This window comes from Nocardia sp. NPDC052316 (assembly GCF_044547795.1).
Taxonomy (GTDB): Bacteria; Actinomycetota; Actinomycetes; order Mycobacteriales; family Mycobacteriaceae; genus Nocardia.
On the sequence record NZ_JBIUBB010000006.1, the window covers coordinates 133,535 to 154,844 of the forward strand.

The following is a 21,310-nucleotide window of genomic DNA, read 5'->3' on the forward strand; positions in this document are numbered from 1 at the left end:
CAAGACGTGAGCCTCGTCCCGAACGTCCTTGCCACCCGTTATGCCAGTCCCGAACTGGTTCAGCTGTGGTCACCCGAGCACAAGATCGTGCTCGAGCGGCGACTCTGGCTGGAGGTGCTGCGGGCCCAGTCGGAACTCGGCATCGACCTGCCCCCTGGTGTGCTCGCCGATTACGAGCGGGTGATCGATCAGGTCGACCTCGCTTCCATCGCCGAGCGCGAGCGGGTCACCCGGCACGATGTGAAGGCGCGCATCGAGGAGTTCAACGCGCTGGCCGGGCACGAGCATGTGCACAAGGGCATGACCAGCCGCGACCTCACCGAGAACGTGGAGCAGCTGCAGATCCGGCTCTCGCTCGAGCATGTGCACGCGCACGGCATCGCGGTCGCGGCCCGGCTCACCGAGCGGGCCGCCGAGTATCAGACGTTGGTGATGGCGGGTCGCTCGCACAATGTCGCGGCGCAGGCCACCACGCTCGGCAAGCGGTTCGCCTCGGCCGCCGACGAGTTGCTGATCGCGCTCACCCGGGTGCGTGAGCTGATCGACCGGTATCCGCTGCGCGGCATCAAGGGTCCGATGGGCACCGCTCAGGACATGCTCGATCTGCTCGGCGGCGATCCGGCCAAGCTGTCGAAGCTGGAGCAGCAGGTGGCCCGGCACCTCGGGTTCGCGAACGTGCTCACCAGTGTCGGCCAGGTATACCCGCGCTCGCTCGACCACGACGTGCTGTCCGCGCTGGTCCAGGTCGGTGCGGGGCCGTCGTCGTTCGCGCACACCATCCGGCTGATGGCCGGGCACGAGCTGGTCACCGAGGGCTTCCAGCCCGGCCAGGTGGGCAGCTCGGCGATGCCGCACAAGATGAACACCCGCTCGTGTGAGCGCGTCAACGGACTCCAGGTGGTGCTGCGCGGTTACGCGTCGATGGCCGCCGAACTGGCCGGTGCGCAGTGGAACGAGGGTGATGTCTTCTGCTCGGTGGTGCGCCGCGTCGCGCTGCCGGACGCCTTCTTCGCCATCGACGGCATGATGGAAACCTTCCTCACCGTGCTCGCCGAGTTCGGCGCCTACCCCGCCGTCATCGCCCGCGAACTGGACCGCTACCTGCCCTTCCTCGCGACCACCCGCATTCTGATGGCCGCCGTCCGCGTCGGCGTCGGCCGCGAGACCGCGCACGAGGTCATCAAGGAACACGCGGTGGCGGTTGCCCTCGCCATGCGCGAGCAGGGCCGCGAACCCGACCTCCTCGACCGCCTCGCCGCCGACCCCCGCCTTCCCCTCGACCGCCCCGCCCTCGACGCTGCCCTGGCCGACAAGTCCGCCTTCGTCGGCGCCGCCGAGGCTCAGGTCTCCGACGTCGTCGCCGCCGTCCAGAAACTGGTCGACCAGTACCCCGCAGCCGCCAACTACACCCCTTCCCCAATCCTCTAGCGGGAGCGGTGATTTCGCCGCGAATTCGCTAGCAGGTGTCATAGCCGACCGGTATCGTCCCTCGGTGGCCATTCACGCGTTCGTGGACGAATCGATTCGCCGGGACCGGTACATCCTTTGTGCTGCCCTCATTCCCGCCGATCGGTTGGTCGCTGCCCGCGCCCTGGTCCGCGGTCTCTGCCTGCCCGGTCAGCGGCGGTGGCACTTCGCCAAGGAGCCGGACTCGAGACGCCGACACATTCTCACCGCGATGGCGGGTTGTGCGGGGGTGCGGGTCGCGGTCTTCGTCGGGCGAGGGATCGAGATGCACGCTCGCGCGGACTGCATGGCTCGACTGGTGACGTACCTGATGGATCTGCGGGCTGCCCGGCTGGTGATCGAGTCGCGGGAAGGCTTGGACCACCGCGATCGGCACTGCATCGCCGCTGTGCTCCGCAAAGCATCGGTCGATTTGCCGTACGCCCATCTCCCGCCGCATACCGAGCCGGGGCTGTGGTGGCCGGATGCCGTGGCGTGGGCTTTCGGCGCGGGTGGGAAATGGGAGGCGATGGTTGCGCCGCTGGTGCAGACGGTCTTCGAAGAGGTCGGCCGCGAATAGCGCGAAACCCGACTGCTCACCGTCCGGAGAGGAGCCGGGTCCACTTCTCCCAGCTAGTGCCAGGAGCTGGCTCAATGCTACTGCATCTGGTGCTCGGTGGCTACGCGATTGCGTAGCCACCCGCGCAATCCGACTTCCCATCGTCCGGTGACGAGCCGGGTCCACTTCTCCCAGCTAGTGCCGGGAGCTGCCGTCAGTATGGGCTTTGCCGCCCGGTCGCGGGTAGCGAATTTGTCGAGGGCCGGGAGCGGGGTGGAGCGTTAGGGTTTCGGGGTGAATCCGTACACGATTTTTGGGGACATCATCGCCGGTCGGGCGGAGGCCAGCCGGGTGTATGAGGACGATGATGTGTTGGCGTTCATGGATATTCGGCCGATGACGCCGGGGCATGTGCTGGTGGTGCCTAAGGTGGTGGCGCGGAGTCTGGCGGAGTTGGATCCGGTGGTCGGGGGGAAGTTGTTTCAGGTGGGGCAGCGGATCGCGGCGGCGCTGCGGACCAGTGAGGTGGGGTGTGATGGGGTGAATTTCTTTCTGGCGGACGGGGTGACGGCGGGGCAGGAGGTGTTCCATGTGCACCTGCATGTGATCCCGCGGACGCCGGGGGACGGGTTCGGGTTGCGGGGGCGGCCGACCAGTCCGCGGCGGGCCGATCTGGATTATCTGGCCGGGTCGATTCGTGGTGCGCTTAGCCGCTGAGCGGTTCGCAGGCCTGCGCCCGAACTGATGATTGCTGTCTGAACGCCAGCACGCGCCATCTCTTCCCCGATAACCTGCGGTGAGCTACCTTTAAAAGCCGTTGGGATGCGGTGATGGAGGTGTGAGCATGCGTCGAACACCAGTTGCTGCGGCAGTGCTGATCTTGGCGCTCGCGGTACTCGGCCCTGCGGCCATCGGTCCTGCCACGGCCTCGGCCGCACAAATCGAGCGGGTCGAGAACCTGAGCCCGACGCGCGCCGCGGTGTTCATCGACTCGCCCGCGATGGGGCGCACGGTGCAGGTGCAGGTGCTGCACCCGGCGGGCGGCGGCCCACGCCCGGCCTACTACCTGCTCGACGGCCTCGATCCGGGGCTCACCCAGAGCACCTGGACCAACGCCACCGACGCGGAGCGGTTCTTCGCGGGATCGAACGTCAATGTGGTGCTGCCGGTCGGCGGCCAGGCCAGCTACTACACCGATTGGGCGGCCGACGATCCCCGATTCGGGCGCTACCAGTGGGAGACGTTTCTGACCGAGGAGTTGCCGCCGCTGATCGACGGCTGGTTCAACGGCAACGGCGTCAACGCGATCGGTGGACTGTCGATGGGCGGCAACGCGGCGTTCATCCTGGCCGCCCGCAAGCCGTGGCTGTATCGCGCCGTCGCGGGTTACAGCGCCTGCCCCGACACCGGCCTGGCGACGGGCGGTGTGATGTTCTCGATCGCGAACCGTGGCGGCAACCCGCTCAATATGTGGGGCGCACCCGGCAGCCCGGCCTGGGCCGAACACGATCCGGCACTGTTGGCAGAACGCCTGCGCGGCAAGACAATCTACCTGTCCAGCGGCACCGGTATCCCCGGTCAACATGAGCTGGAGATCAAACCCCAACTGGCGGAAAACATTTTCCTCGGCGGCCCGGTCGAGGTCGGCATCAACACCTGTGTGGTCGCGTTCGAGCAGCGCCTGCGCGGCCTCGGCATCCCCGCCCGAATCGACTACAGCGCCACCGGGACTCACTCCTGGTCCTACTGGCAGGACACACTGCACGCGTCCTGGCCAACCATCGCCCCGGCAATCGGCGCTTGACGCCCTAGGGCCTGCCCGCGTTCAGCACGACAATCGCGATCTGTACCCGATTCTCGGCGTCGAGCTTGGCGAGCAGCCTGCTGGTGTAGGACTTCACCGTCGCCACGCTCAGCCGCAACTCCTTGGCGATATCGGAGTTGGACAGACCGCGGCCGATGGCTTCGGCGACGTCGCGTTCCCGTTCGGTCAACGAACTGAGTGCGTCCCGAGCCTGTCGGCGCGCCGTCTCGTCGGTACTCGGCCCGGCGGTGGCGACCGAGATCAGTTGCGCGGTAACGCTCGGCGAGAGCATCGGCCGACCCGCCGCGACCTGTTTGACGGCGGCGACGATCTCGGCGGGCGGCGTGTCCTTGAGCAGAAACCCGTGCGCTCCGATCCGCAACGCTCGCAACACCATGTCGTCGGCGTCGAAGGTGGTCAGCACCACCACCCGCGGCGGGTCGGTCAGGCGCAGTAGCTCGCGGGTGGCGTCGAGCCCGTCTCGGACCGGCATCCGGATATCCATCAGCACGAGGTCGGGCGACTGCGCGCGGACCAGCGCGACCGCCTGGGCACCGTCGGCGGCCTCGCCGACCAGTTCCAGCTCGGGATCGCCGCCGAGGATCAGCGTCAGCGCCGAGCGAGCCAGCGGCTCGTCGTCGACGACGAGCACCCGGATGCGGGCACTCACCGGTCGCTCGTCGCGACAGCCGCGGGCCACGGCAGCACCGCCCGCAGATGGAAGCCGCCGGCCGCGTCGTGACCGTAGTCCAATGTGCCGCCGACCAATTCGGCCCGCTCGGCGAGCCCGAGCAGGCCGTAGCCGGACGACGGTAGCGCGAGCCCGGGTCGCAGTGGCGCTGAGTTGCCGACATCGACGGTCAAGTCCTGGCCGGGCCCGCCGTCGATGCGCACCCGGACCGGGGCGCCGGGGGAGTGTTTGCGCGCGTTGGTCAGTCCCTCCTGGGCGATGCGATACGCGGTGCGCGCGCTGGTCGCCGGCAGATCGGCTGTGGTGGTGTCGATGATCGACACATCCATGCCCGCCGAGCGCGCCTCGTCGACCAGGCGGGTGAGATCGGCGAGCGTCGGCTGCGGCGGTTCCGGCGCGCCGGTCAGTGCCTCGTCGCTGGTGCGCAGCACGCCGAGTACTTCGCGCAATTCCTGCAACGCGAGATGCGCGTTCTCGGCAATGGTTTTCGCGGTGGCGGTCGTCTGCTCCTTGGTCAGATCGGTGCGGAAGCCGAGCGCGCCGGCGTGCATGGCCACCACCGAAATGCGATGTGCCAGCACATCATGCATCTCGCGGGCGATGCGGTGGCGCTCGAGCAGGCGTGCCTCGGCGGCCCGCGCGTGCTGTTCCCGCTCGGCGGTCTCCGCACGAGAGCGCAACGACCACACCAGATCTCGCCGCGCGCCGACCGCGAAGCCGACCGCGACAATGGCTGCGACGCCCGCCGTGAGCACCGACGGACCATACCAATCCGGCTGCACGTCCGGCTTTTTCGGGTAAATCAGGCTATTGGTGAGCAGACCGGTGCCGATGCAGACGATGGACAGCGCGATCGTCTCGGGGTAACGCCGCCGGGTGGCCAGGGAACACAGCACCAGTGCCGCCGCGCCGTTGGAACTCACCGAGGCGGTGGACAGCACCAGCACGATCGCCGCGATGGTCACCGGATATCTGCGTCGCAAAAAGGTGAGCAGCAGGCACACCACGCCGAGCAGCGGATCGCCGATCTGGAACCAGGTGAGCAGCGCCCCCTCGAGCGGCGCCGTCTCCGTCCTGGTCCCGGACCACGCCACCAGGCCGATGGCCACGACCGCCGTCGTCCGCCAGGCGTGCGACCAGAGCCGCAGCGGCGGCGCCGACGACGGAGGCGTGGTGGACATGCCGCGACTGTAGGTGGCGGCCGATCACCCGCGCATCGCCCTGCAGGGCGAATTCGGATCGACCAAAGGATGAATCACCCGTCGACCGCCGGCCGATGTGCGATGACCGAGGCCGTCACCACCATGGGACGCGCACTGCCAGCCAACCGAGAAACGGAGCACATCATGGGCAAGAACGCGTGGGTCGGACTGCAGATCGTCGGCATCGTGGTGATGGTCGCGTCCGCCCAAGCCGTGATCCGCCTCCTGATCGACCACAGCAAATCCCAGGTATGGGGCCTGCTCGACTGGGTCCCCGGCGGCTGGGGCGGTCAACTCACCGTGCTCGTCGTCCTCGCCGCCGCAGGCGCGCTGCTCGCCGGACGCGCGAACCACAAGGTGAAGCTGCTCGAAGCCTGACGCCGCGGCCCGTGTGCGCCGCAATGGGCATCCGGCGAGGGTCAGGCGCGCAGCCGCGCCAGCAGGGTGGTCAAAACCGCTTCGGCATGCGTCCACAGCAGCGCGCCGCCCGCATCGGGCACGAGGTGGCGGCGTGCGCCGGGGATCCGAGTGGTCAACAAGGCGCCATGGTCGGGGGAGTGGCCGGTGTCCAGCGCGCCGTACCAGATATCGACCGGCACCGTGATTCGGTCGAGCCGCAACGGCCACCTGCGCATGGCGAGCACGGTGTCGCGGGCATACCCGCCCGCGCCCGGCGCGAACGCCTCGGCCAGCGCACGGCGATAGGCCGCCGCGAACCTCGGCTGCCGGTACACGGCGACGTCGGACGGCGCGCTCGTCTCGATCACCATGTCCCACATGGCTGCTGCGGTGAATTCGGCGAAGAATCGCTCGGCCTCGTCTGCGTCACGGGCAGCCTTGTCGACGAGGTCGCGCAGCGTTTCCGGTAGGGCGGTCGCGAACTCCGGTGCGGCGATGTCGTCCGCACCAGAAACCACGGCCGACACGGTCGCAACGCCCGCCTGCGCGCACGCGAGCGCGAACGGTGCGCCCTGCGAATTCCCCACCACCGCCGGGCGACCCAGCTGCCGCGCGGTGGTGAAGGCGCGCATGTCCTCGGCGAAATCGAGCAACGTTCGCCCAGGCGCGGACGTCGAGACGCCCAGCCCGGGACGGTCGACCGAGATGAGACGAACCCCGAGCGGTGCGAGCAGATCGGTGCCGAACCCGAGCCAGCGGCTCGTCGCCGCACCCGGACACAACAGGACCGGCACGCCGTCGGCCGGCCCCCACTCCGACCATCCGAGCGCTCGCCCATCCGGCAGCCTGGTCGTACCGAGTCGAGCCGGGTCATCGACGGACACGTTCATGCCGCCATCATGATCAACTCATCGACCCTGGCGCACCGGATTTTCGGCGCGCACCGATCGCCGGTGCGGCGCGGCGACCGGCTCGAGCAGCGGCGGTGCCGGGTCCTGCCGGGACGGGCGGTGGTCACGCCGCTACGGTGGAGCGCATGGCTCTCGACAGCGGTACCGGAACGATCTCAGACCTCGACGGGGCGGCGCCGCCGATCGCCAAGACGGTGCCCACCGAACGCGTGCACCACGGCGATGTGTTCATCGACGAGTACGAGTGGCTGCGGGACAAGGACAACCCGGAGGTCATCGCGCACCTCGAGGCGGAGAACGCCTATACCGAGGCGCAGACCGCGCACCTGGCGCGGCTGCGCGACTCGATCTTCGACGAGATCAAGGGGCGCACCCAGGAGACGGACCTGTCCGTGCCGACCAGGATGGGCGACTACTGGTACTACTCGCGCAGCTTCGAGGGCAAGCAGTACGGCGTGCACTGCCGGTGTCCGATCGCGGCCGACGCCGAGGGCATCGACGCCTGGACCCCGCCGCAGCTGGAGGCGGGCACCGAGGTGCCGGGCGAAGAGGTGCTGCTGGATAGCAATGTGGTGGCCGAGGGCCACGATTTCTTCGCGCTCGGCGCGTTCTCGCTCAGCCACGACGGCAACCTGCTGGCCTACTCGGTGGACACCGTAGGCGACGAGCGTTACGTGCTGCGCTTCAAGGACCTGCGCACCGGCGAGATGCTGCCCGACGCGATCGCCGAGACGGCGCCCGGCGCGACCTGGTCGCTGGACGGCACGCACGTCTTCTACCAGACCGTCGACGAGTCCTGGCGGCCCGACACCGTGTGGCGGCACCGCCTCGGCAGCCCGACGGCGGCCGATGTGAAGGTGTTCCACGAGCCCGACGAGCGCTACTGGGTGAGCATCACCTCGACCCGCTCGGAGAAGTACCTGATGATCTGGGTCGGTTCCAAGATCACCACCGAGGGCTGGGTGCTCGAGTCCGACGACCCCGAGGGTGAGTTCCGGGTCATCCTGCCGCGCCGCGAGGGCGTCGAGTACTCCGCCGAGCACGCGGTGGTCGGCGGCGAGGACCGCTTCCTGATCCTGCACAACGACGTGGTCGACGGCGTGAAGGCGGAGAACTTCGTGCTCGCCGACGCCCCGGTCGCCGACCCGGCGAACCTGCGGCTGTTGATCGAGCACCGCGACGACGTGCGGCTCGAGGATATCGACGCCTACGCCGATCACCTGGTGCTGAGCTACCGGCGCGAGGCCCTGACCAGGGTTGCGGTCTGGCCGCTGACCGAGAGCGGGTACGGCGAGCGGCGTGAGCTGGAGTTCGACCTGGAGCTGTTCGCGGTGGGCGCGGGCGCCAACCCGGAGTGGGCGCAGCCGACCCTGCGCATCGGGCTGACCTCGTTCATCACCCCGGTGCAGGTGTTCGACTACGTGCCTGCCACCGGCGATCTGCTGCTGCGCAAGGAGCAGCCGGTGCTGGGCGGCTACGACGCGAACGACTATGAGCAGCACCGGGATTGGGCGGTCGCCGAGGACGGCACCCGGGTGCCGATCTCGCTGGTGTGGAAGAAGGGGCTGCCGGAGGATGCGCCGAAGCCCTTGCTGCTGTACGGGTACGGCTCCTACGAGGCCAGCATGGATCCGTCCTTCTCCGTCTCGCGCCTGTCGCTGCTGGACCGTGGCATGGTGTTCGCGGTCGCGCACGTGCGCGGCGGCGGCGAGATGGGCAGGCTCTGGTACGAGCACGGCAAGACCCTCACCAAGAAGAACACCTTCACCGACTTCGTCGCTTGCGCACGGCATCTGATCGACACCGGTGTGACCGCGGCGGACCGGATGATCGCCGACGGTGGTAGCGCGGGCGGGCTGCTGATGGGCGCGGTGGCGAACCTGGCGCCGGAGCTGTTCACCGGCATCCTGGCGAATGTTCCGTTCGTCGACCCGCTCACCTCCATCCTCGACCCGTCGCTGCCGCTGACCGTCATCGAATGGGACGAGTGGGGTAACCCGTTGGCGGACAAGGACGTCTACGACTACATGAAGTCCTACGCCCCGTACGAGAACGTCGAGGCCAAGGACTACCCGGCCATCCTGGCGATCACCAGCCTCAACGACACCCGCGTGCTCTACGTCGAACCGGCCAAGTGGGTCGCGAAGCTGCGCGCCACCAAGACCGGTGACGCGCCACTGCTGCTGAAGACCGAGATGAGCGCGGGTCACGGCGGGGTGAGCGGGCGCTACGAGAAGTGGAAGGAAGTCGCCTTCGAGTACGCCTGGGTGCTGGACCGGGTCGGTCTGGCCGACGCGTAGGCCGAACCGAAGAGAACGTGTGTCAGGGAGTTCGTCGCACGGTCATCCGGCCTGCACGTTCAGTACATCTGCCCCTGGCACCGTGGGTTCATGAACGCTGAGCTGATCGTCTCGATTTCCGGAATCAGGGACACCACTCGGGATGCGGCGATCGAGTTCGCCGCCGAGATGGATCAGCGGGGGGTGCCACTGTCGCTGCTGGTGGCGCCCCGGTTGAAGGGCAAGTACAAGCTGGTCGAGGATCCCGCGACGCAGGCGTGGCTGCGCGGGCGCCGGGCGCGCGGCGATGCGATCGTGCTGCACGGTTACGACCAGGCGGCGACCAAGCGCCGCCGCGCCGAATTCGCCACGCTGCCACGGCACGAGGCGCGGCTGCGGCTCACCGCCGCGGACCGGGTGATGGAGCGGGTGGAGCTGCGCACCCGCCTGTTCGCCGCGCCGCGCTGGGACGCCTCCGCGGGCGCGATCGAGGCACTGCCCGAGGTCGGCTTCCGGGTCGCGCTCGGGCTCACCTCGATCCTTGACCTGGAACACAATGTGGCGCAGAAGGTTCGGGTGTACGGCATCGGCGAGGGTTTCCGCGCCGAACCGTGGTGGTGTCGGGCCATGGTGATGGGTGCCGCGCGGATCGCGCGTCGCGGCGGTTTGCTGCGCCTCGCGGTCTCGGCCGCTCAGCTGGAGCGGTCCGGGCCGCGCCAGGCGATGCTCGACGCCGTCGACCTCGCCCTGTTCCACGGCGCCGCGGGCGCGGTCTACCGCTGGGAGCCGCCCGCCATCGCGCGCGCGGCCTGAACGATGGTGCGACGCCGCGCGTCGACAACGTCGCGCACAGGCACGATCAGGCAGGCTCGATCTGCTCGTCGGGCACCACCGCCGTCGCGCTGTGCGTGAAGCCTCCCGCTTCCCGCCTGGTGAGCGAGGTCGAAAACGGATGCCGCGCCAGCTGTTTCACACATCGGTCGAAGTCGGCCAGCAACAGATCGGCCATGTCGACGGTGAAGCCGTGCCGGATCACCGCCCGCATGATCGTCTCGTGCTCCCGGTTTGCGGGCAGCGGGTAGGCGGCGATCAGCCAGCCCCGGCTGCGCAACCGATCCGACAAGTCGTACAGGTTGAACCCGGGATCGCCGCTCGACCGCCACGCCACGGCGGCAATGCCCCGGTGTGGATCGCCGTCGTGGATCATCTCGAACACCCCGAGCTCCCGCAGACCCGCCGCCAGGTGCCGGGCCGCACGGTAGATCGCGGACTGCACGCGGGTGTATCCGGTGCGGCCGAGCCGGATGAACTCGTAGTACTGCGCGATCGCCTGACCGCCGGGGCGGGAAAAATTGAGATTGAAGGTGCCGATGCTGCCGCCGAGATAATCCACCTCGAAGACCAGCTCGGCGGGCAGATCGGCGGCCTCGCGCCAGATCGCCCAGCCGACACCGAGTGGCGCGAGCCCGGTTTTGTGGCCGGAGGCGTTGATCGACTTCACTCGCGGCAGCCGGAAGTCCCACACCAGGTCCGGGGCGGTGAACGGGGCGAGGAAGCCGCCGCTGGCCGCGTCCACATGGATCGGGATGTCCAGGCCGCTCGCCGCTTGTAGCCGATCCAGCGCGCCGCTGATGCCCGCCACGTCCTCGAACAGCCCCGTGAACGTCTGCCCGAAGGTCGGCACCACCATGATGGTTCGCTCGTCGCAGTAGGCGGCCACGTCGTCCGGGTGCATGGTCAGGCGGTCCCCGCGCAGCGGAACGCGGCGGATCTCGACGTCGAAATACCGCGCGAACTTCTCCCAGCAGACTTGCACCGGCCCGCACACGAAATTGGGTGTGCCGGTGCCGCCGCGCTGCCGCCAGCGGAACTTGGCCGCGAGCCCGCCGAGCATCGCGGCCTCGCTGGACCCGGTGGTCGAGGTGCCGTGCGTGGTAGACGGATCGGGACAATGCCACAGGTCGGCGATCATCCGGACGCAGCGGCGCTCGAGCTCCGCGGTCTGCGGATATTCGTCCTTGTCGACGATGTTCTTGTCCAGCGACTCGGCCATCAGCCTGCGCGCCTGGTCGTCCACCCAGGTGCTGCAGAAGGTCGCCAGGTTCATCCGGGAGACGCCGTCGAGCATGAGTTCGTCGTGCACGATTTCGTAGGCGACCTCGGCGAACAACTCGTGCTGTGGGAAGCCGGCCTTGGGGGCGACCCGGCTCATGCCGGGTAGGGCGAACAGGTCCTCGGAGTCTGCGCTGTAGGACATCGGATGGCCTCCGGAGTGTCGGCGTGCGGGTACCGAACTGCAGTCGCTCTCCACCATCACACACCTCTCGCCCCCGGCGGCCGATGCCTGCGCCGGTAAGTCGGGCGACACGGACTGCTCGGTCGACTACCTTCAACCTTCGAGCTGAGCGGTTCGTGCCACAGTGCGGCAGCGGCGCTGCCGTGGGGGGACCGTTTCCGTATCCGGGTGCGCGACGAGAGCGCGACGACACGAAGAAGTGAGGCGCTGGCCATGACCGACGATTCCCGCACCGCCGAGCTGCGCAGCAAGGTGGCCGCGCTCATGCCGCAGGCGAAAACCGATCTGACGCAGCTTGTTTCGTTCAAGTCGGTGGCGGATCCGCGCCAGTTCCCGCCGGAGGAGTGTGAGCGCGCCGCGCAGTGGGTGGCCGACGCGTTCGCCGCAGCGGGGCTGACCAGGGTGGGGTTGCACGAAACACCGGACGGCAGCAAGGCCGTCATCGCCGGCCGCCCCGGCCCGCCCGACGCTCCGACGGTGCTGCTGTACTGCCACTACGACGTGCAGCCGCCACTGGACACCGCCGCCTGGCGCACGCCGGTCTGGGAGCTGACCGAGAAGAACGGCCGCTGGTACGGCCGTGGCGCCGCCGACTGCAAGGGCAACATCGTCATGCACCTCACGGCGCTGCGCGCGCTGGGGCCCGACCTGCCGCTCGGTGTGCTGATGGTCGCCGAGGGCTCCGAGGAGCAGGGCACCGGCGGGCTGGAGCGGTTCGTCGAGGCCAACCCGGAGCTGTTGCGGGCGGACACGATTCTGATCGGCGACTGCGGCAACTTCGCCGCGGGCGTGCCGACGCTGACCGAAACCCTGCGTGGCGGCGTGAGCGTGATCGTCACCGTCCGAACCATGGCGGGCCCTTTGCATTCCGGCATGTTCGGCGGTGCCGCCCCGGACGCGCTCACCGCGCTGATCCACCTGCTCGCCTCGCTGCGCGACGCCCACGGCAACACCACGGTGGCCGGGCTGCCGAACGATCAGCGTTGGTCCGGCGTCCAGTACGGGGAGGACCAGTTCCGCACCGACGCGGGTGTGCTGCGCGGTGTCGAGCTGATCGGTGACGGCTCGGTCTCCGACATGCTCTGGGCGCGACCGGCTTTGACGGTGCTCGGGATCGACGTCCCGCCGGTGGTCGGTTCGACCGCCGCCATCCAGCCCTCGGCGCGCGCCAGGCTCAGTCTGCGTATCCCGCCGGGCACCGACCCGGAGGAGGCGCGCAAGGCCCTCGTCGCACACCTCGAGGCGAACACACCGTGGAACGCCGAACTCACCATCGAACTGGACGGCATCGGCGCACCGTTCCGGTCCGGGAACGGCGGTCCGGCCCGCGAGGCGATGGAGGCGGCGCTGGCCGCGTCGTACGGCCGCGCCGCCACCACGCAGGGGCAGGGTGGCTCGATTCCGCTGTGCAACGTCTTCGCCGACACCTACCCCGAGGCCGAGATCATGCTGCTCGGAGTCGAGGAACCGAAGTGCCTGATCCACGCCCCCAATGAGAGCGTGGACCCCTCCGAGATCGAGCACATGGCGTTGGCCGAGGCGCTGTTCCTGCTGAACTACGCCGAGCGATCCCGCTAGCAACGGCGGCCACCTGTCGTCCCGGCGGAATCCGAGAGGGCAGGTGGCGCAACCGAAGTGCTAGAACTCGCGCTGGTCTTCCGGCTCCACCACCGTGAATTCCGTACCGGCTGGGCCCATTTCGGAGAGCCTGCCGAAGTAGATGCCCTGTGCCTCCTGCGCGATGATGCCGTAGTGGATGGGCAGCGCGGTGCGCGGCGCGACCGCGCGCAGGTAGTCCACCGCCTCGCTGAGCTTCATCCACGGCGCGGCCGCCGGGATCGCGAGCACGCCGACCGGGACCGGCGGCACCCACAGCGAGTCGCCGGGGTGCACCAGCTGCGCCGGATCGTCGGGGGTACCCAACTGGAACACGGTGTTGTCGACGACCGGGATGTCCGGGTGAATCACCGCGTGCCTGCCGCCACCGCCGGTGATCCGCAGGTCGCCGAGGGTGAGCACGTTGCCCGCGTGCACCGCCTCCCACCGCTCGCCGCGCTGCTGGGCGGTCTGCGGATCGGCCAGCAACCGGGCGCCGGGGTTGGCGTCGACCAGGGCCTCGATCCGGTTCGGGTCGATGTGGTCGGGGTGCTGGTGGGTGATCGCGATGGCGTCCAGCTCGGTGAGCCCTTCGAAACCGTGCGAGAAGGTGCCTGGGTCGAACAGCACCTTCTTGCCGTGTAGCTCGACGAGCAGGCAGGAGTGGCCGAAGTGAGCTATGCGCATCCCGCCATGTTATTGCCGGACCGCGACCGCGGCACCCCGCCGATTTTGGCCGACCCCGAGGATGCCGCGAGCAACCAGCACAACTACGCTGCTCAGGTAACCCCCCACCACCACATGAGGAGCAACGCGTGGCACGAGTCGTGGTCGAGGTGATGCCGAAGGCTGAGATCCTGGACCCCCAGGGACAGGCCATCGTCGGTGCGCTCCCGCGCCTGGGATTCGAGGGCATCTCGGATGTACGGCAGGGCAAGCGATTCGAACTCGATGTCGACGACACCGTCGGTGACGCCGAGCTCGAGCAGATCGCGGAGTCGCTGTTGTGCAACACCGTGATCGAGGAGTGGAAGGTCACCCGCCTGTCATGACGGCGCGCATCGGAGTCATCACCTTTCCTGGCACGCTCGATGATGTCGACGCGGCCAGGGCGGTGCGCCTGGCGGGCGCCGAGGCGGTCAGCCTGTGGCACGCCGACGCCGACCTGAAGCAGGTCGACGCGGTGGTCGTGCCCGGCGGTTTCTCCTACGGTGACTACCTGCGCGCGGGTGCCATCGCCCGGTTCGCGCCGGTGATGGGCGAGGTCGTGCGGGCCGCCAAGGCCGGCCTGCCGGTGCTCGGCATCTGCAACGGCTTCCAGGTGCTGTGCGAAGCGGGCCTGTTGCCCGGCGCGCTGACCCGCAACGAGGGGCTGCACTTCATCTGCCGGGACGAGTGGCTGCGGGTGGAATCGGCGTCCACGGTGTGGACCTCGCGCTACGAGGCAGGCGCGCAGATTTTGATCCCGCTGAAGTCCGGTGAGGGGCGTTTCCAGGCCGCGCCCGCCGTGCTCGACGAGCTGGAGGGTGAGGGCCGGGTGGTCTTCCGCTACGCGGGCGACAACCCGAACGGTTCGCAGCGCGGCATCGCGGGCATCGCCTCGGCCGACGGCCGCGTCGTCGGCCTGATGCCGCACCCGGAGCACGCGACCGAGGCACTGACCGGCCCGAGCGACGACGGCCTCGGCCTGTTCCTCTCGGTGCTGGACGCCCTGGTCTCCGCGTAACCACCCAGAGCCGCACACCTTTTCGAGCCATCACGCACCGTATGAATGCGTGGTGCGCTCGATAGGGAGTGCGGCTCAGGTGATTCTGGCGACGATGTCGAACTCGACCCCGTTCGCACGGGCGATATAACCGTGCTGGATGGCCTGGTTGCCCTGGAAAGCGCGCAGCCCGCCGGGGGTTTCGAGCAGTACACCGTGATCGATCGCGCCGAGCACATCGGGCACCCGCAGCGAGCCCACCGCGTGCGCGAGTCCGGCGAGGGTGTGGATGGCCTCGTAGGTCATGTTGCTGAAACTGGTGAGCGCCGGCGCGAACTCACCGTGCAGTTTGCGGTAGCGGCCGACCCGCTCCCGCCCGTCCGCGGTGCGCTCGTCGATGAAGAAACTGGACGCGGCATAGAAGTTCTGGTTGGCGCCCGGGCCGCCCGCCAGCAACACGTTCTCGTCCGCCGCGGGGCTGATCCGCAGCTGGGTCGCCGCGCGCCCGGTCGCGGCGAACTGCCGGTTGAACCGGGACACGTCCGCGCCGACCATCAGGATCACCACGCCGTCGGCCCGGTCCAGCGCCGGATGGCCGAGGAAGTCGCCGAAGTCGGGAGCGCCGAGCGGCACGAAGCGCTCCAGCACGATGGCGCCGGGGTCGGTCAGGCTGTTGCGGATCGCCTTGGCCGATTCACGCGGCCAGATGTAGTCGTTGCCGATGATGGCCCAGCGGCGCACGCCGTGCTCGCGTTCGAGCCACTGCAGCGCGGGCAGTGTCTGCCCCGCCGGGTGCTCGCCGAGCATCAACACCCCGGGCAGCTCGTCCGGCAGCCCCTCGTGCCCGGTGGCGAATAAATAGGGCACCCGGCTGTCGGTCGCGCGGGCCACCACCCGGCGCACAGCGGAGGTGTGCCAACCGGTGATCGCATCCACCATGCCGGTCGCCAGCAGTGCGGAAACTTCGCTGGCCACCTCGTGCGGCGCCCGCCCGCCATCGATATTCGTAGTACGAATTTCTCGGCCGAGAATTCCTGTGCCCCGGTTGATTTCGTCGACGGCAAGGGAAATCGCCGCATCGCAGGAGGGTGCCACGATCCCGCCCGGTCCCTGCATGGGGACTATGTTCAGGATCTCGATAGTGCCCTCTGGGCTCTCGCCGAACGCTGACATTCGGTACTCTTCTTCTCGTTCGAGCGAAATTCATGGCAGGCAGGAAATAACAATGACGACCATTGTAAGCGGATATTCGACGCTGCATGGTGCGCTGCGTGCCGCAGAACGCGGTTGGCTGCGTCACTTGGACGCCGCACTGTGCGCTAGGCAGCTCACGGCCGATCAGTGGTCGATGTTGTCGAATCTCTCCAGTGAGACCGGCATCACCATGAGCGAGCTGGCGGCCAGGTCGCAGCTGGCGCCGTCCTCGGCGACCCGGCACGCGGACTACCTGGCCGAGCGCGGTCTGATCTTCCGGCTGGCGGCCCAGGACGACCGCAGGCGGATCCTGATCGGGCTGAGCCGACTCGGTGCGGAGCTGGTCGCGTCGGTGCGGGCCGAGGAGTCGCGGGCCGAGCAAGAACTGCGGACGCGAATGGGTGCGCGGCGCTATGCCGAACTCATGCGTTTATTGGAACTTGTTTCCGCGAACCCCGAGTAGGGCTAATTCGTCCGACGAATTCCGCGCGGTCTGATCCGTCGTCGGACGCACCCGCGGCCGTCCTTGCGCGCCATCTTTCTGCGGTGCCGAATGGAATTAATGTGGCCGCTCGTCATAGCAAAATTTGAAGTGTCGGCAATCCTGAAGTTTGCCTGCCGTGGACGCCGGTAGCGGTTCACGTGCGCGAGGTTGCGATCCCCTTGCTCGACACGCCGGGCGGCGCGCGCCGGGGACTTCTCCCGCGTACTACCGTTTCACTTGGACCAAGATCTCGATCTGCACCATCGCGTACGTTCTCTCCGCCGAAACGGAAAGTGGTGTCCGATGCGGTTGTTCGGTTCATGGCGACGCGGGGCCCTGGCTGCCGCTGTGGCGGCCTGTTTCGCCGCCGGGGTGGTCTCGGTACCCGCGCACGCGGCGACCGCGGGAACGGTGATCTCCGTGCTGCCCCAGCCGGCGGGTTGGCGCAACGTCGCCAACGGGTCGGTCGTCGAGTACTGGATGGCCGGTTCGGACGGTACCCCGAAACCCGCCAGCGGTGCGGTACTCATTCCGCCCGATCCGGCGCCGGCGGGCGGCTGGCCGATTCTCGCCTTCGCCCACGGCAGCTTCGGCCTCGGTCCTGGCTGCGGCGCGCAGTCCGATCCGGCCAGCGGGCCATGGCCCGAGTTGCGCGTCGCCGAGGACAAGTTCGTGGCGAGCTTCCTGTCCAAGGGGTTCGCCGTGGTGGCGCCGGACTATCTCGGGCTCGGCCGGTTCGACACCGGCCCGCACCCGTACCTCGAGCTGAAGACCGAGGCGACCGCGACCATCGGCCTGATCAAGGCGGCACGGTCGCACTTCGCCGAACTGTCGCGCACCTGGGTGGTCCTCGGCGGTTCGCAGGGCGGGCATGCCGCGCTGGGAGTCGCGCACCTGCACCGGAACTACGCCCCCGAGTTGGACTTCCGCGGCGCGATCGCGATCGACCCGGCCTCCGACGCGGAGAGCCTGCTGCCGATGGCCGGGCCGTGGGGACCCGACCTGCCCAGCGAGGTCGGTCAGGCGCTCACCGTGTTCGTCGCCAGCGTGCTCGCCGGACTGCGCACCGCTCGGCCGGACGCGAACATGGACAGCTACCTGACCCCGCGCGGCCGGGAGGTGCTCGACACCGTCGGCCGGCTGTGCCAGGACCGGATGGTCGAGGGGATCGGCGGTACCGGAATCAGTCAACTGCTGTCGAAGCCGTTGACCAACAAGCACTTCCAGCACGTCCTCGCCGACTATCTCGGCGTGCCGACCAGTGGCTACGATGCGCCGATCCTGTTGTTGATCAACGCGACCGACATCTCGGTACCCTCGCCGCTGCACGCGGCATTGGCAGCCCGATTCACCGCGAATCGAGTGGACTATAAGATGGTGGTCGGTACGGGCCGACACCTCCAGATCAATCGGGAGATGCACGCGGCCATCGATGCCTTTCTTGCTCGGATCCAACCCGTTTCGACGGGTCAGAACTAGCGTCTCCAGACGGTGGTGCGAGATGTGCTGCGCACCGCCGAGTTTCTTTGCGACAACCATGTTTGGGCAAACGAGATGTCGGCCGAAAGCGCGGTGCCTGGCGCGCGCTGAATCGGCGAAACCTGTAGAAACAGAAGGGTTCCGGTTATGCATGGTCAGTGCGACAAGAAGGTGTGTCGTTGCCTCGATAAGCAACCGCGATGGTCGATGCTGGTGCCCATGAAATCGACTTTCCCAGGCGTAGAAAGGCGTAGGTCCCGGTGCGCCTTCGTGGCCGGTACCGCAGTAGCAGGACTGCTTGTCGGTGTTATGGCCGGTTTCGGCGCGGTGTCGGCTTCAGCGGAGCCGGGCGTCGCCCGGATTCCCACCGGCGCGGTAGCCCCGGATGGCTCGCGCATTACCGGTGTCGAACAAATTGATGACCACAGCATCCGGCTGCAGGTGCACTCCGCGGCGATGGACAAGACGTTTCCGGTCGATGTCGTCCGCCCGGCGGATACCTCCCGGCCGCGGCCGGTGCTGTATCTGCTGAACGGCGCCGACGGCGGCGAAGGTCTGGCATCGTGGCAGGCGCAGACCGACATTCCGAAGTTCATGGCGGACAAGAATGCCAACCTGGTGATCCCGGTTGGCGGGCCGTTCAGCTATTACGCGGACTGGATCAAGGATGATCCGGCGCTCGGTCGCAACAAGTGGAAGACCTATTTGACCGAAGAGCTGCCGCCGCTGATCGACGCGGCACTGGGCACCAATGGCGTCAACGCCATCGCGGGAATCTCCACCGCGGGCACCACTGTGCTCACGATGCCCATGGCGAAGCCGGGTCTCTACAAGGCCGTTGCCGCCTATAGTGGCTGCGCGCAGACCAGCGACAAACTCGGCACGGCTTTCGTCAAATCCGTGGTCGGCATGGGCGGCGGCGACGTGGAGAACATGTGGGGCCCACCCGGCTCGCCCGAATGGCTGGAAAACGATGCCTACATCAACGCCGAGAAATTGCGCGGGCTCGATCTGTACCTCTCGTCGGGCGACGGCAGCCCGGGCAAATATGACACGGTCGACGGGCGGGCCGAGCAGCTCGGTGGCGGCCGCACCCAAATCGATGGCGACGACAACCAGCTCGGCGTCGAGACGCTGATCAATCAGATCGCGGTCGGCGGCGCGATCGAGGCCGTCACCAACTTCTGCACGCGCAATATGCAGCAGCGGCTGGAGTCGCTCGGAATTCCGGCGACCTTTCGGTACACCTCGGGAACGCATTCGTGGGGCTACTGGCAGGACGAGTTCAAGCAGTCCTGGCCGTTCCTTTCCCGCGGGCTCGGCCTCTCGTAGTACCGACGCTCGATCGAGCTGAATTCGAGCAAGTTCACAAGTGGGGCCGACGGCTGTCGTTCGATAGCCGTCGGCCTCGTTTGCTATTCGACTCCCGATATCGGTGAGATTCACCGGCCGGCACGCCCGAAATGTGCGTCTCGTCGTACTTCGAAGCTAATTCACCACCCGCCGCTATTCGCCCGGTGGGACACGCCGCGCCGCTCGTGGACCGGCGGTATCGGCCGTATATCCTGCCTGCATGGTATCTACAGAGACCCTGATCAACGATGTTTCGGACACGGCGCGATGGGCAGCTGCATATCGGGCCATTGAATCTTCCCGAAAAGACGCACTAATCTGTGATCCATTCGCCGATCGCATGGCAGGAACCAGTGGCTACGAGATCATCCAGGCGGCGCCGAAGAAAGTGCGCAGCGGACTGGGTGTCGTAGTTCGTACCAAGATTATCGATGACCTGATTCAGGATTCACTGGCCCATGGTTGCACCAGGGTGCTGAATCTCGCGGCGGGCCTGGACACGCGCCCGTACCGGCTCGACCTGCCCGCCGAACTCACCTGGATCGAAGCCGACCTGCCCCGCTTGGTCATCGAGAAGGAGCAGTTGCTCGCCGACGAAACACCCAAGTGCCGGTTGGAGCGGCATCAGGTGGATCTCTCGGATGCGGCGACCCTGCGTTCGTTCCTGAAGTCCGCTGTGGTGGATCCGGCCAAGACGCTGGTCATCACCGAGGGGCTCATCCAGTACCTCGAGGATGAGCAGGTGAGCGAGCTGGCCGACGCGCTGCGCGCCGCGAACGTCCAGTGGTGGATCGTGGACGTGATGAATACGACCATGCAGAACGGCATGGAGAAGTCGTACGGAACCATGTTCGAGAACGCGCCGTTCCGATTCGCCTCCGACGATCCGATCGCCTATCTGGAAGAACGCGGCTGGACGGCAACGGATCTGGAATCGGTGTACACGCACGCGCGCCGGGCCGGTCGTCTCCCGCTGAAGATGCGCCTGCTTTCTTCACTGCTGGAGTCGGACCCGCGCAATACCGGCGGTCGGCCGTGGGCCGGTGTGCTTCGCATGTCTCCCGCGTGAGTTAGCGGCGCGGCTTTCGAAAACAACAAAATGCGGGGCCGAGCGTCTGCAGTCGCTCGGCCCCGCATTTAGGTTTAGCTCAGAGATGGTTTAGAGCAGGCCCAGCGCAGACACGGCAATCGCGACGACGCCGGCGAGGCCCAGGCCCAGGGGAACGGTCACGGACAGCAGCATGAGTGTGCTCCTTCTCGGTTCAGGTGAGCGGTCGACCCGGTGAATCTCGAAGGGGTTCGACAAAACTCGGGAATTAGAGTGGACCGAGCTCTTCTGGGTCCACTGTGCTCAATGGGCTGAGATTCTCAGATCAAGCCCAGAGCGGCGACCACCAGGCCGACAGCAGCAGCGACACCGAGGCCCAGCGGGACGGTAACAGACAACAGCATGAGTAACTCCTTCATTGGCAGATGAGTGTTGGTCTAACGCGCGAGATTCTGATTCCGACTCGAACAGATCTCGGAAAATCGGGAGCAGGACCGAGGCTCCCCTCTGGAAGCACTCGGCCCCGCCTTCTCAATTAGCTGCTTTTGCTCAGAGCAGCCCGAGAGCGGCCACAACCAGGCCGAGAGCAGCAGCAACACCGAGACCGAGCGGGACGGTAACAGACAACAGCACGAGTTACTCCTTCGTTGGACGGTTTATTGTGGTGTAGCAGAAGAGATCATGCCAAGTGTGGCGTTGTTAATGCTGAACTGACCCGGCGTGTCGGAAATTTCGCGCCGACCTGTCTACCAGGACCAACGGCCTATAGCAGCTTTTTCCGCGCTGTGTGTCCGAATGAATAATCCGAACAAAAGGTCTGAAATATTCGCGTTCGAGCGGCGTTCGGTCCGCGGAAGTGGTCGT

The 21,310-nt window shown here is 67.5% G+C and carries 20 protein-coding genes; 14 read left to right on the forward strand and 6 right to left on the reverse strand.

Annotated elements, in window-relative coordinates:
* Nucleotides 1-6 precede the first annotated feature (6 nt).
* The 4 genes from purB (at nucleotide 7) to ACIHA7_RS28470 (ending at nucleotide 3,809) form a co-directional block, all read left to right on the forward strand.
* Complete coding sequence (purB, locus tag ACIHA7_RS28455) at nucleotides 7-1,428, forward strand: adenylosuccinate lyase (protein ID WP_397294005.1); 1,422 nt, start codon at nucleotides 7-9, stop codon at nucleotides 1,426-1,428.
* Between the two features lie 64 nt (nucleotides 1,429-1,492).
* The gene (locus ACIHA7_RS28460) at nucleotides 1,493-2,026 is read left to right on the forward strand and encodes a hypothetical protein (RefSeq protein WP_397294006.1); all 534 of its coding nucleotides are present in this window, start codon (nucleotides 1,493-1,495) and stop codon (nucleotides 2,024-2,026) included.
* A 273-nt stretch (nucleotides 2,027-2,299) separates the two neighbouring features.
* Entirely contained in the window at nucleotides 2,300-2,722 is a 423-nt protein-coding gene (locus ACIHA7_RS28465) for an HIT family protein (RefSeq protein WP_397294007.1), read from the forward strand.
* Nucleotides 2,723-2,849: 127 nt separating this feature from the next.
* On the forward strand, nucleotides 2,850-3,809 hold the full coding sequence (locus ACIHA7_RS28470; protein WP_397294008.1) for an alpha/beta hydrolase: 960 nt from the start codon (nucleotides 2,850-2,852) through the stop codon (nucleotides 3,807-3,809).
* A 4-nt stretch (nucleotides 3,810-3,813) separates the two neighbouring features.
* On the opposite strand, the gene ACIHA7_RS28475 is transcribed toward ACIHA7_RS28470, so the two are convergent.
* Together ACIHA7_RS28475 and ACIHA7_RS28480 are read right to left on the reverse strand one after the other, a co-directional pair.
* The gene (locus ACIHA7_RS28475; protein WP_397294009.1) at nucleotides 3,814-4,479 is read right to left on the reverse strand and encodes a response regulator; all 666 of its coding nucleotides are present in this window, start codon (nucleotides 4,477-4,479) and stop codon (nucleotides 3,814-3,816) included.
* Complete coding sequence (locus ACIHA7_RS28480; protein ID WP_397294010.1) at nucleotides 4,476-5,681, reverse strand: sensor histidine kinase; 1,206 nt, start codon at nucleotides 5,679-5,681, stop codon at nucleotides 4,476-4,478. The genes ACIHA7_RS28475 and ACIHA7_RS28480 overlap by 4 nt, the downstream gene beginning before the upstream one ends.
* Nucleotides 5,682-5,846: 165 nt before the next feature.
* Here ACIHA7_RS28480 and ACIHA7_RS28485 point away from each other — a divergent pair, with 165 nt between their 5' ends.
* The gene (locus ACIHA7_RS28485; protein ID WP_397294011.1) at nucleotides 5,847-6,080 is read left to right on the forward strand and encodes a hypothetical protein; all 234 of its coding nucleotides are present in this window, start codon (nucleotides 5,847-5,849) and stop codon (nucleotides 6,078-6,080) included.
* Nucleotides 6,081-6,121: 41 nt separating this feature from the next.
* Here ACIHA7_RS28485 and ACIHA7_RS28490 read toward each other — a convergent pair whose 3' ends face one another.
* Entirely contained in the window at nucleotides 6,122-6,991 is an 870-nt protein-coding gene (locus ACIHA7_RS28490; protein WP_397294012.1) for an alpha/beta fold hydrolase, read from the reverse strand.
* A 146-nt stretch (nucleotides 6,992-7,137) separates the two neighbouring features.
* On the opposite strand from ACIHA7_RS28490, the gene ACIHA7_RS28495 reads away from it, so the two are divergent.
* On the forward strand, nucleotides 7,138-9,312 hold the full coding sequence (locus ACIHA7_RS28495) for a S9 family peptidase (RefSeq protein WP_397294013.1): 2,175 nt from the start codon (nucleotides 7,138-7,140) through the stop codon (nucleotides 9,310-9,312).
* Nucleotides 9,313-9,402: 90 nt separating this feature from the next.
* On the forward strand, nucleotides 9,403-10,104 hold the full coding sequence (locus ACIHA7_RS28500; RefSeq protein ID WP_397294014.1) for a DUF2334 domain-containing protein: 702 nt from the start codon (nucleotides 9,403-9,405) through the stop codon (nucleotides 10,102-10,104).
* A gap of 46 nt (nucleotides 10,105-10,150) precedes the next feature.
* On the opposite strand, the gene ACIHA7_RS28505 is transcribed toward ACIHA7_RS28500, so the two are convergent.
* Nucleotides 10,151-11,548, reverse strand: coding sequence for a glutamate decarboxylase (locus ACIHA7_RS28505; protein WP_397294015.1), 1,398 nt, complete (start codon nucleotides 11,546-11,548; stop codon nucleotides 10,151-10,153).
* A 252-nt stretch (nucleotides 11,549-11,800) separates the two neighbouring features.
* Between ACIHA7_RS28505 and ACIHA7_RS28510 the strand changes: the two genes are divergently transcribed.
* A complete protein-coding gene (locus tag ACIHA7_RS28510; protein WP_397294016.1) occupies nucleotides 11,801-13,165 on the forward strand; it encodes a dipeptidase in 1,365 nt (454 codons plus the stop codon).
* 60 nt (nucleotides 13,166-13,225) lie between these two features.
* Here the strand turns inward: ACIHA7_RS28510 and ACIHA7_RS28515 are convergent, their stop codons facing one another.
* Nucleotides 13,226-13,870, reverse strand: a complete 645-nt coding sequence (locus ACIHA7_RS28515) for an MBL fold metallo-hydrolase (RefSeq protein ID WP_397294017.1) — start codon at nucleotides 13,868-13,870, stop codon at nucleotides 13,226-13,228.
* Nucleotides 13,871-13,998: 128 nt separating this feature from the next.
* On the opposite strand from ACIHA7_RS28515, the gene purS reads away from it, so the two are divergent.
* Both purS and purQ read left to right on the forward strand, forming a co-directional pair.
* On the forward strand, nucleotides 13,999-14,235 hold the full coding sequence (gene purS, locus ACIHA7_RS28520; protein WP_194833883.1) for a phosphoribosylformylglycinamidine synthase subunit PurS: 237 nt from the start codon (nucleotides 13,999-14,001) through the stop codon (nucleotides 14,233-14,235).
* Nucleotides 14,232-14,909: a phosphoribosylformylglycinamidine synthase subunit PurQ gene (gene purQ / locus ACIHA7_RS28525; protein WP_397294018.1), complete on the forward strand. Its 678-nt coding sequence runs from the start codon at nucleotides 14,232-14,234 to the stop codon at nucleotides 14,907-14,909. The genes purS and purQ overlap by 4 nt, the downstream gene beginning before the upstream one ends.
* 75 nt (nucleotides 14,910-14,984) lie before the next feature.
* Here the strand turns inward: purQ and ACIHA7_RS28530 are convergent, their stop codons facing one another.
* Nucleotides 14,985-16,061, reverse strand: a complete 1,077-nt coding sequence (locus ACIHA7_RS28530) for a substrate-binding domain-containing protein (RefSeq protein ID WP_397294019.1) — start codon at nucleotides 16,059-16,061, stop codon at nucleotides 14,985-14,987.
* 52 nt (nucleotides 16,062-16,113) lie between these two features.
* Between ACIHA7_RS28530 and ACIHA7_RS28535 the strand changes: the two genes are divergently transcribed.
* From ACIHA7_RS28535 to ACIHA7_RS28550, 4 genes are all read left to right on the forward strand, one after another.
* A complete protein-coding gene (locus tag ACIHA7_RS28535) occupies nucleotides 16,114-16,545 on the forward strand; it encodes a MarR family winged helix-turn-helix transcriptional regulator (RefSeq protein ID WP_107653959.1) in 432 nt (143 codons plus the stop codon).
* Nucleotides 16,546-16,869: 324 nt separating this feature from the next.
* Nucleotides 16,870-18,045: an alpha/beta fold hydrolase gene (locus ACIHA7_RS28540; protein WP_397294020.1), complete on the forward strand. Its 1,176-nt coding sequence runs from the start codon at nucleotides 16,870-16,872 to the stop codon at nucleotides 18,043-18,045.
* Between the two features lie 309 nt (nucleotides 18,046-18,354).
* Nucleotides 18,355-19,377, forward strand: a complete 1,023-nt coding sequence (locus ACIHA7_RS28545) for an alpha/beta hydrolase (RefSeq protein WP_397294542.1) — start codon at nucleotides 18,355-18,357, stop codon at nucleotides 19,375-19,377.
* Between the two features lie 241 nt (nucleotides 19,378-19,618).
* Nucleotides 19,619-20,467 (forward strand): class I SAM-dependent methyltransferase, encoded by an 849-nt coding sequence (locus ACIHA7_RS28550; RefSeq protein WP_397294021.1) that lies wholly within the window; start codon nucleotides 19,619-19,621, stop codon nucleotides 20,465-20,467.
* Nucleotides 20,468-21,310 lie beyond the last annotated feature (843 nt).

What these genes read in the sequence shown, in the direction of transcription:
- ACIHA7_RS28535 (WP_107653959.1), top strand. Translation starts at nt 16,114, where the DNA reads ATGACGACCATTGTAAGCGGATATTCGACGCTGCATGGTGCGCTGCGT.
- ACIHA7_RS28530 (WP_397294019.1), bottom strand. Translation starts at nt 16,061, where the DNA reads ATGTCAGCGTTCGGCGAGAGCCCAGAGGGCACTATCGAGATCCTGAAC.
- ACIHA7_RS28490 (WP_397294012.1), bottom strand. Translation starts at nt 6,991, where the DNA reads ATGAACGTGTCCGTCGATGACCCGGCTCGACTCGGTACGACCAGGCTG.
- purQ (WP_397294018.1), top strand. Translation starts at nt 14,232, where the DNA reads ATGACGGCGCGCATCGGAGTCATCACCTTTCCTGGCACGCTCGATGAT.
- ACIHA7_RS28545 (WP_397294542.1), top strand. Translation starts at nt 18,355, where the DNA reads ATGGCCGGTTTCGGCGCGGTGTCGGCTTCAGCGGAGCCGGGCGTCGCC.
- ACIHA7_RS28540 (WP_397294020.1), top strand. Translation starts at nt 16,870, where the DNA reads ATGCGGTTGTTCGGTTCATGGCGACGCGGGGCCCTGGCTGCCGCTGTG.
- ACIHA7_RS28485 (WP_397294011.1), top strand. Translation starts at nt 5,847, where the DNA reads ATGGGCAAGAACGCGTGGGTCGGACTGCAGATCGTCGGCATCGTGGTG.
- ACIHA7_RS28470 (WP_397294008.1), top strand. Translation starts at nt 2,850, where the DNA reads ATGCGTCGAACACCAGTTGCTGCGGCAGTGCTGATCTTGGCGCTCGCG.
- ACIHA7_RS28495 (WP_397294013.1), top strand. Translation starts at nt 7,138, where the DNA reads ATGGCTCTCGACAGCGGTACCGGAACGATCTCAGACCTCGACGGGGCG.
- ACIHA7_RS28510 (WP_397294016.1), top strand. Translation starts at nt 11,801, where the DNA reads ATGACCGACGATTCCCGCACCGCCGAGCTGCGCAGCAAGGTGGCCGCG.
- ACIHA7_RS28500 (WP_397294014.1), top strand. Translation starts at nt 9,403, where the DNA reads ATGAACGCTGAGCTGATCGTCTCGATTTCCGGAATCAGGGACACCACT.
- ACIHA7_RS28505 (WP_397294015.1), bottom strand. Translation starts at nt 11,548, where the DNA reads ATGTCCTACAGCGCAGACTCCGAGGACCTGTTCGCCCTACCCGGCATG.
- ACIHA7_RS28480 (WP_397294010.1), bottom strand. Translation starts at nt 5,681, where the DNA reads ATGTCCACCACGCCTCCGTCGTCGGCGCCGCCGCTGCGGCTCTGGTCG.
- ACIHA7_RS28550 (WP_397294021.1), top strand. Translation starts at nt 19,619, where the DNA reads ATGGTATCTACAGAGACCCTGATCAACGATGTTTCGGACACGGCGCGA.
- ACIHA7_RS28515 (WP_397294017.1), bottom strand. Translation starts at nt 13,870, where the DNA reads ATGCGCATAGCTCACTTCGGCCACTCCTGCCTGCTCGTCGAGCTACAC.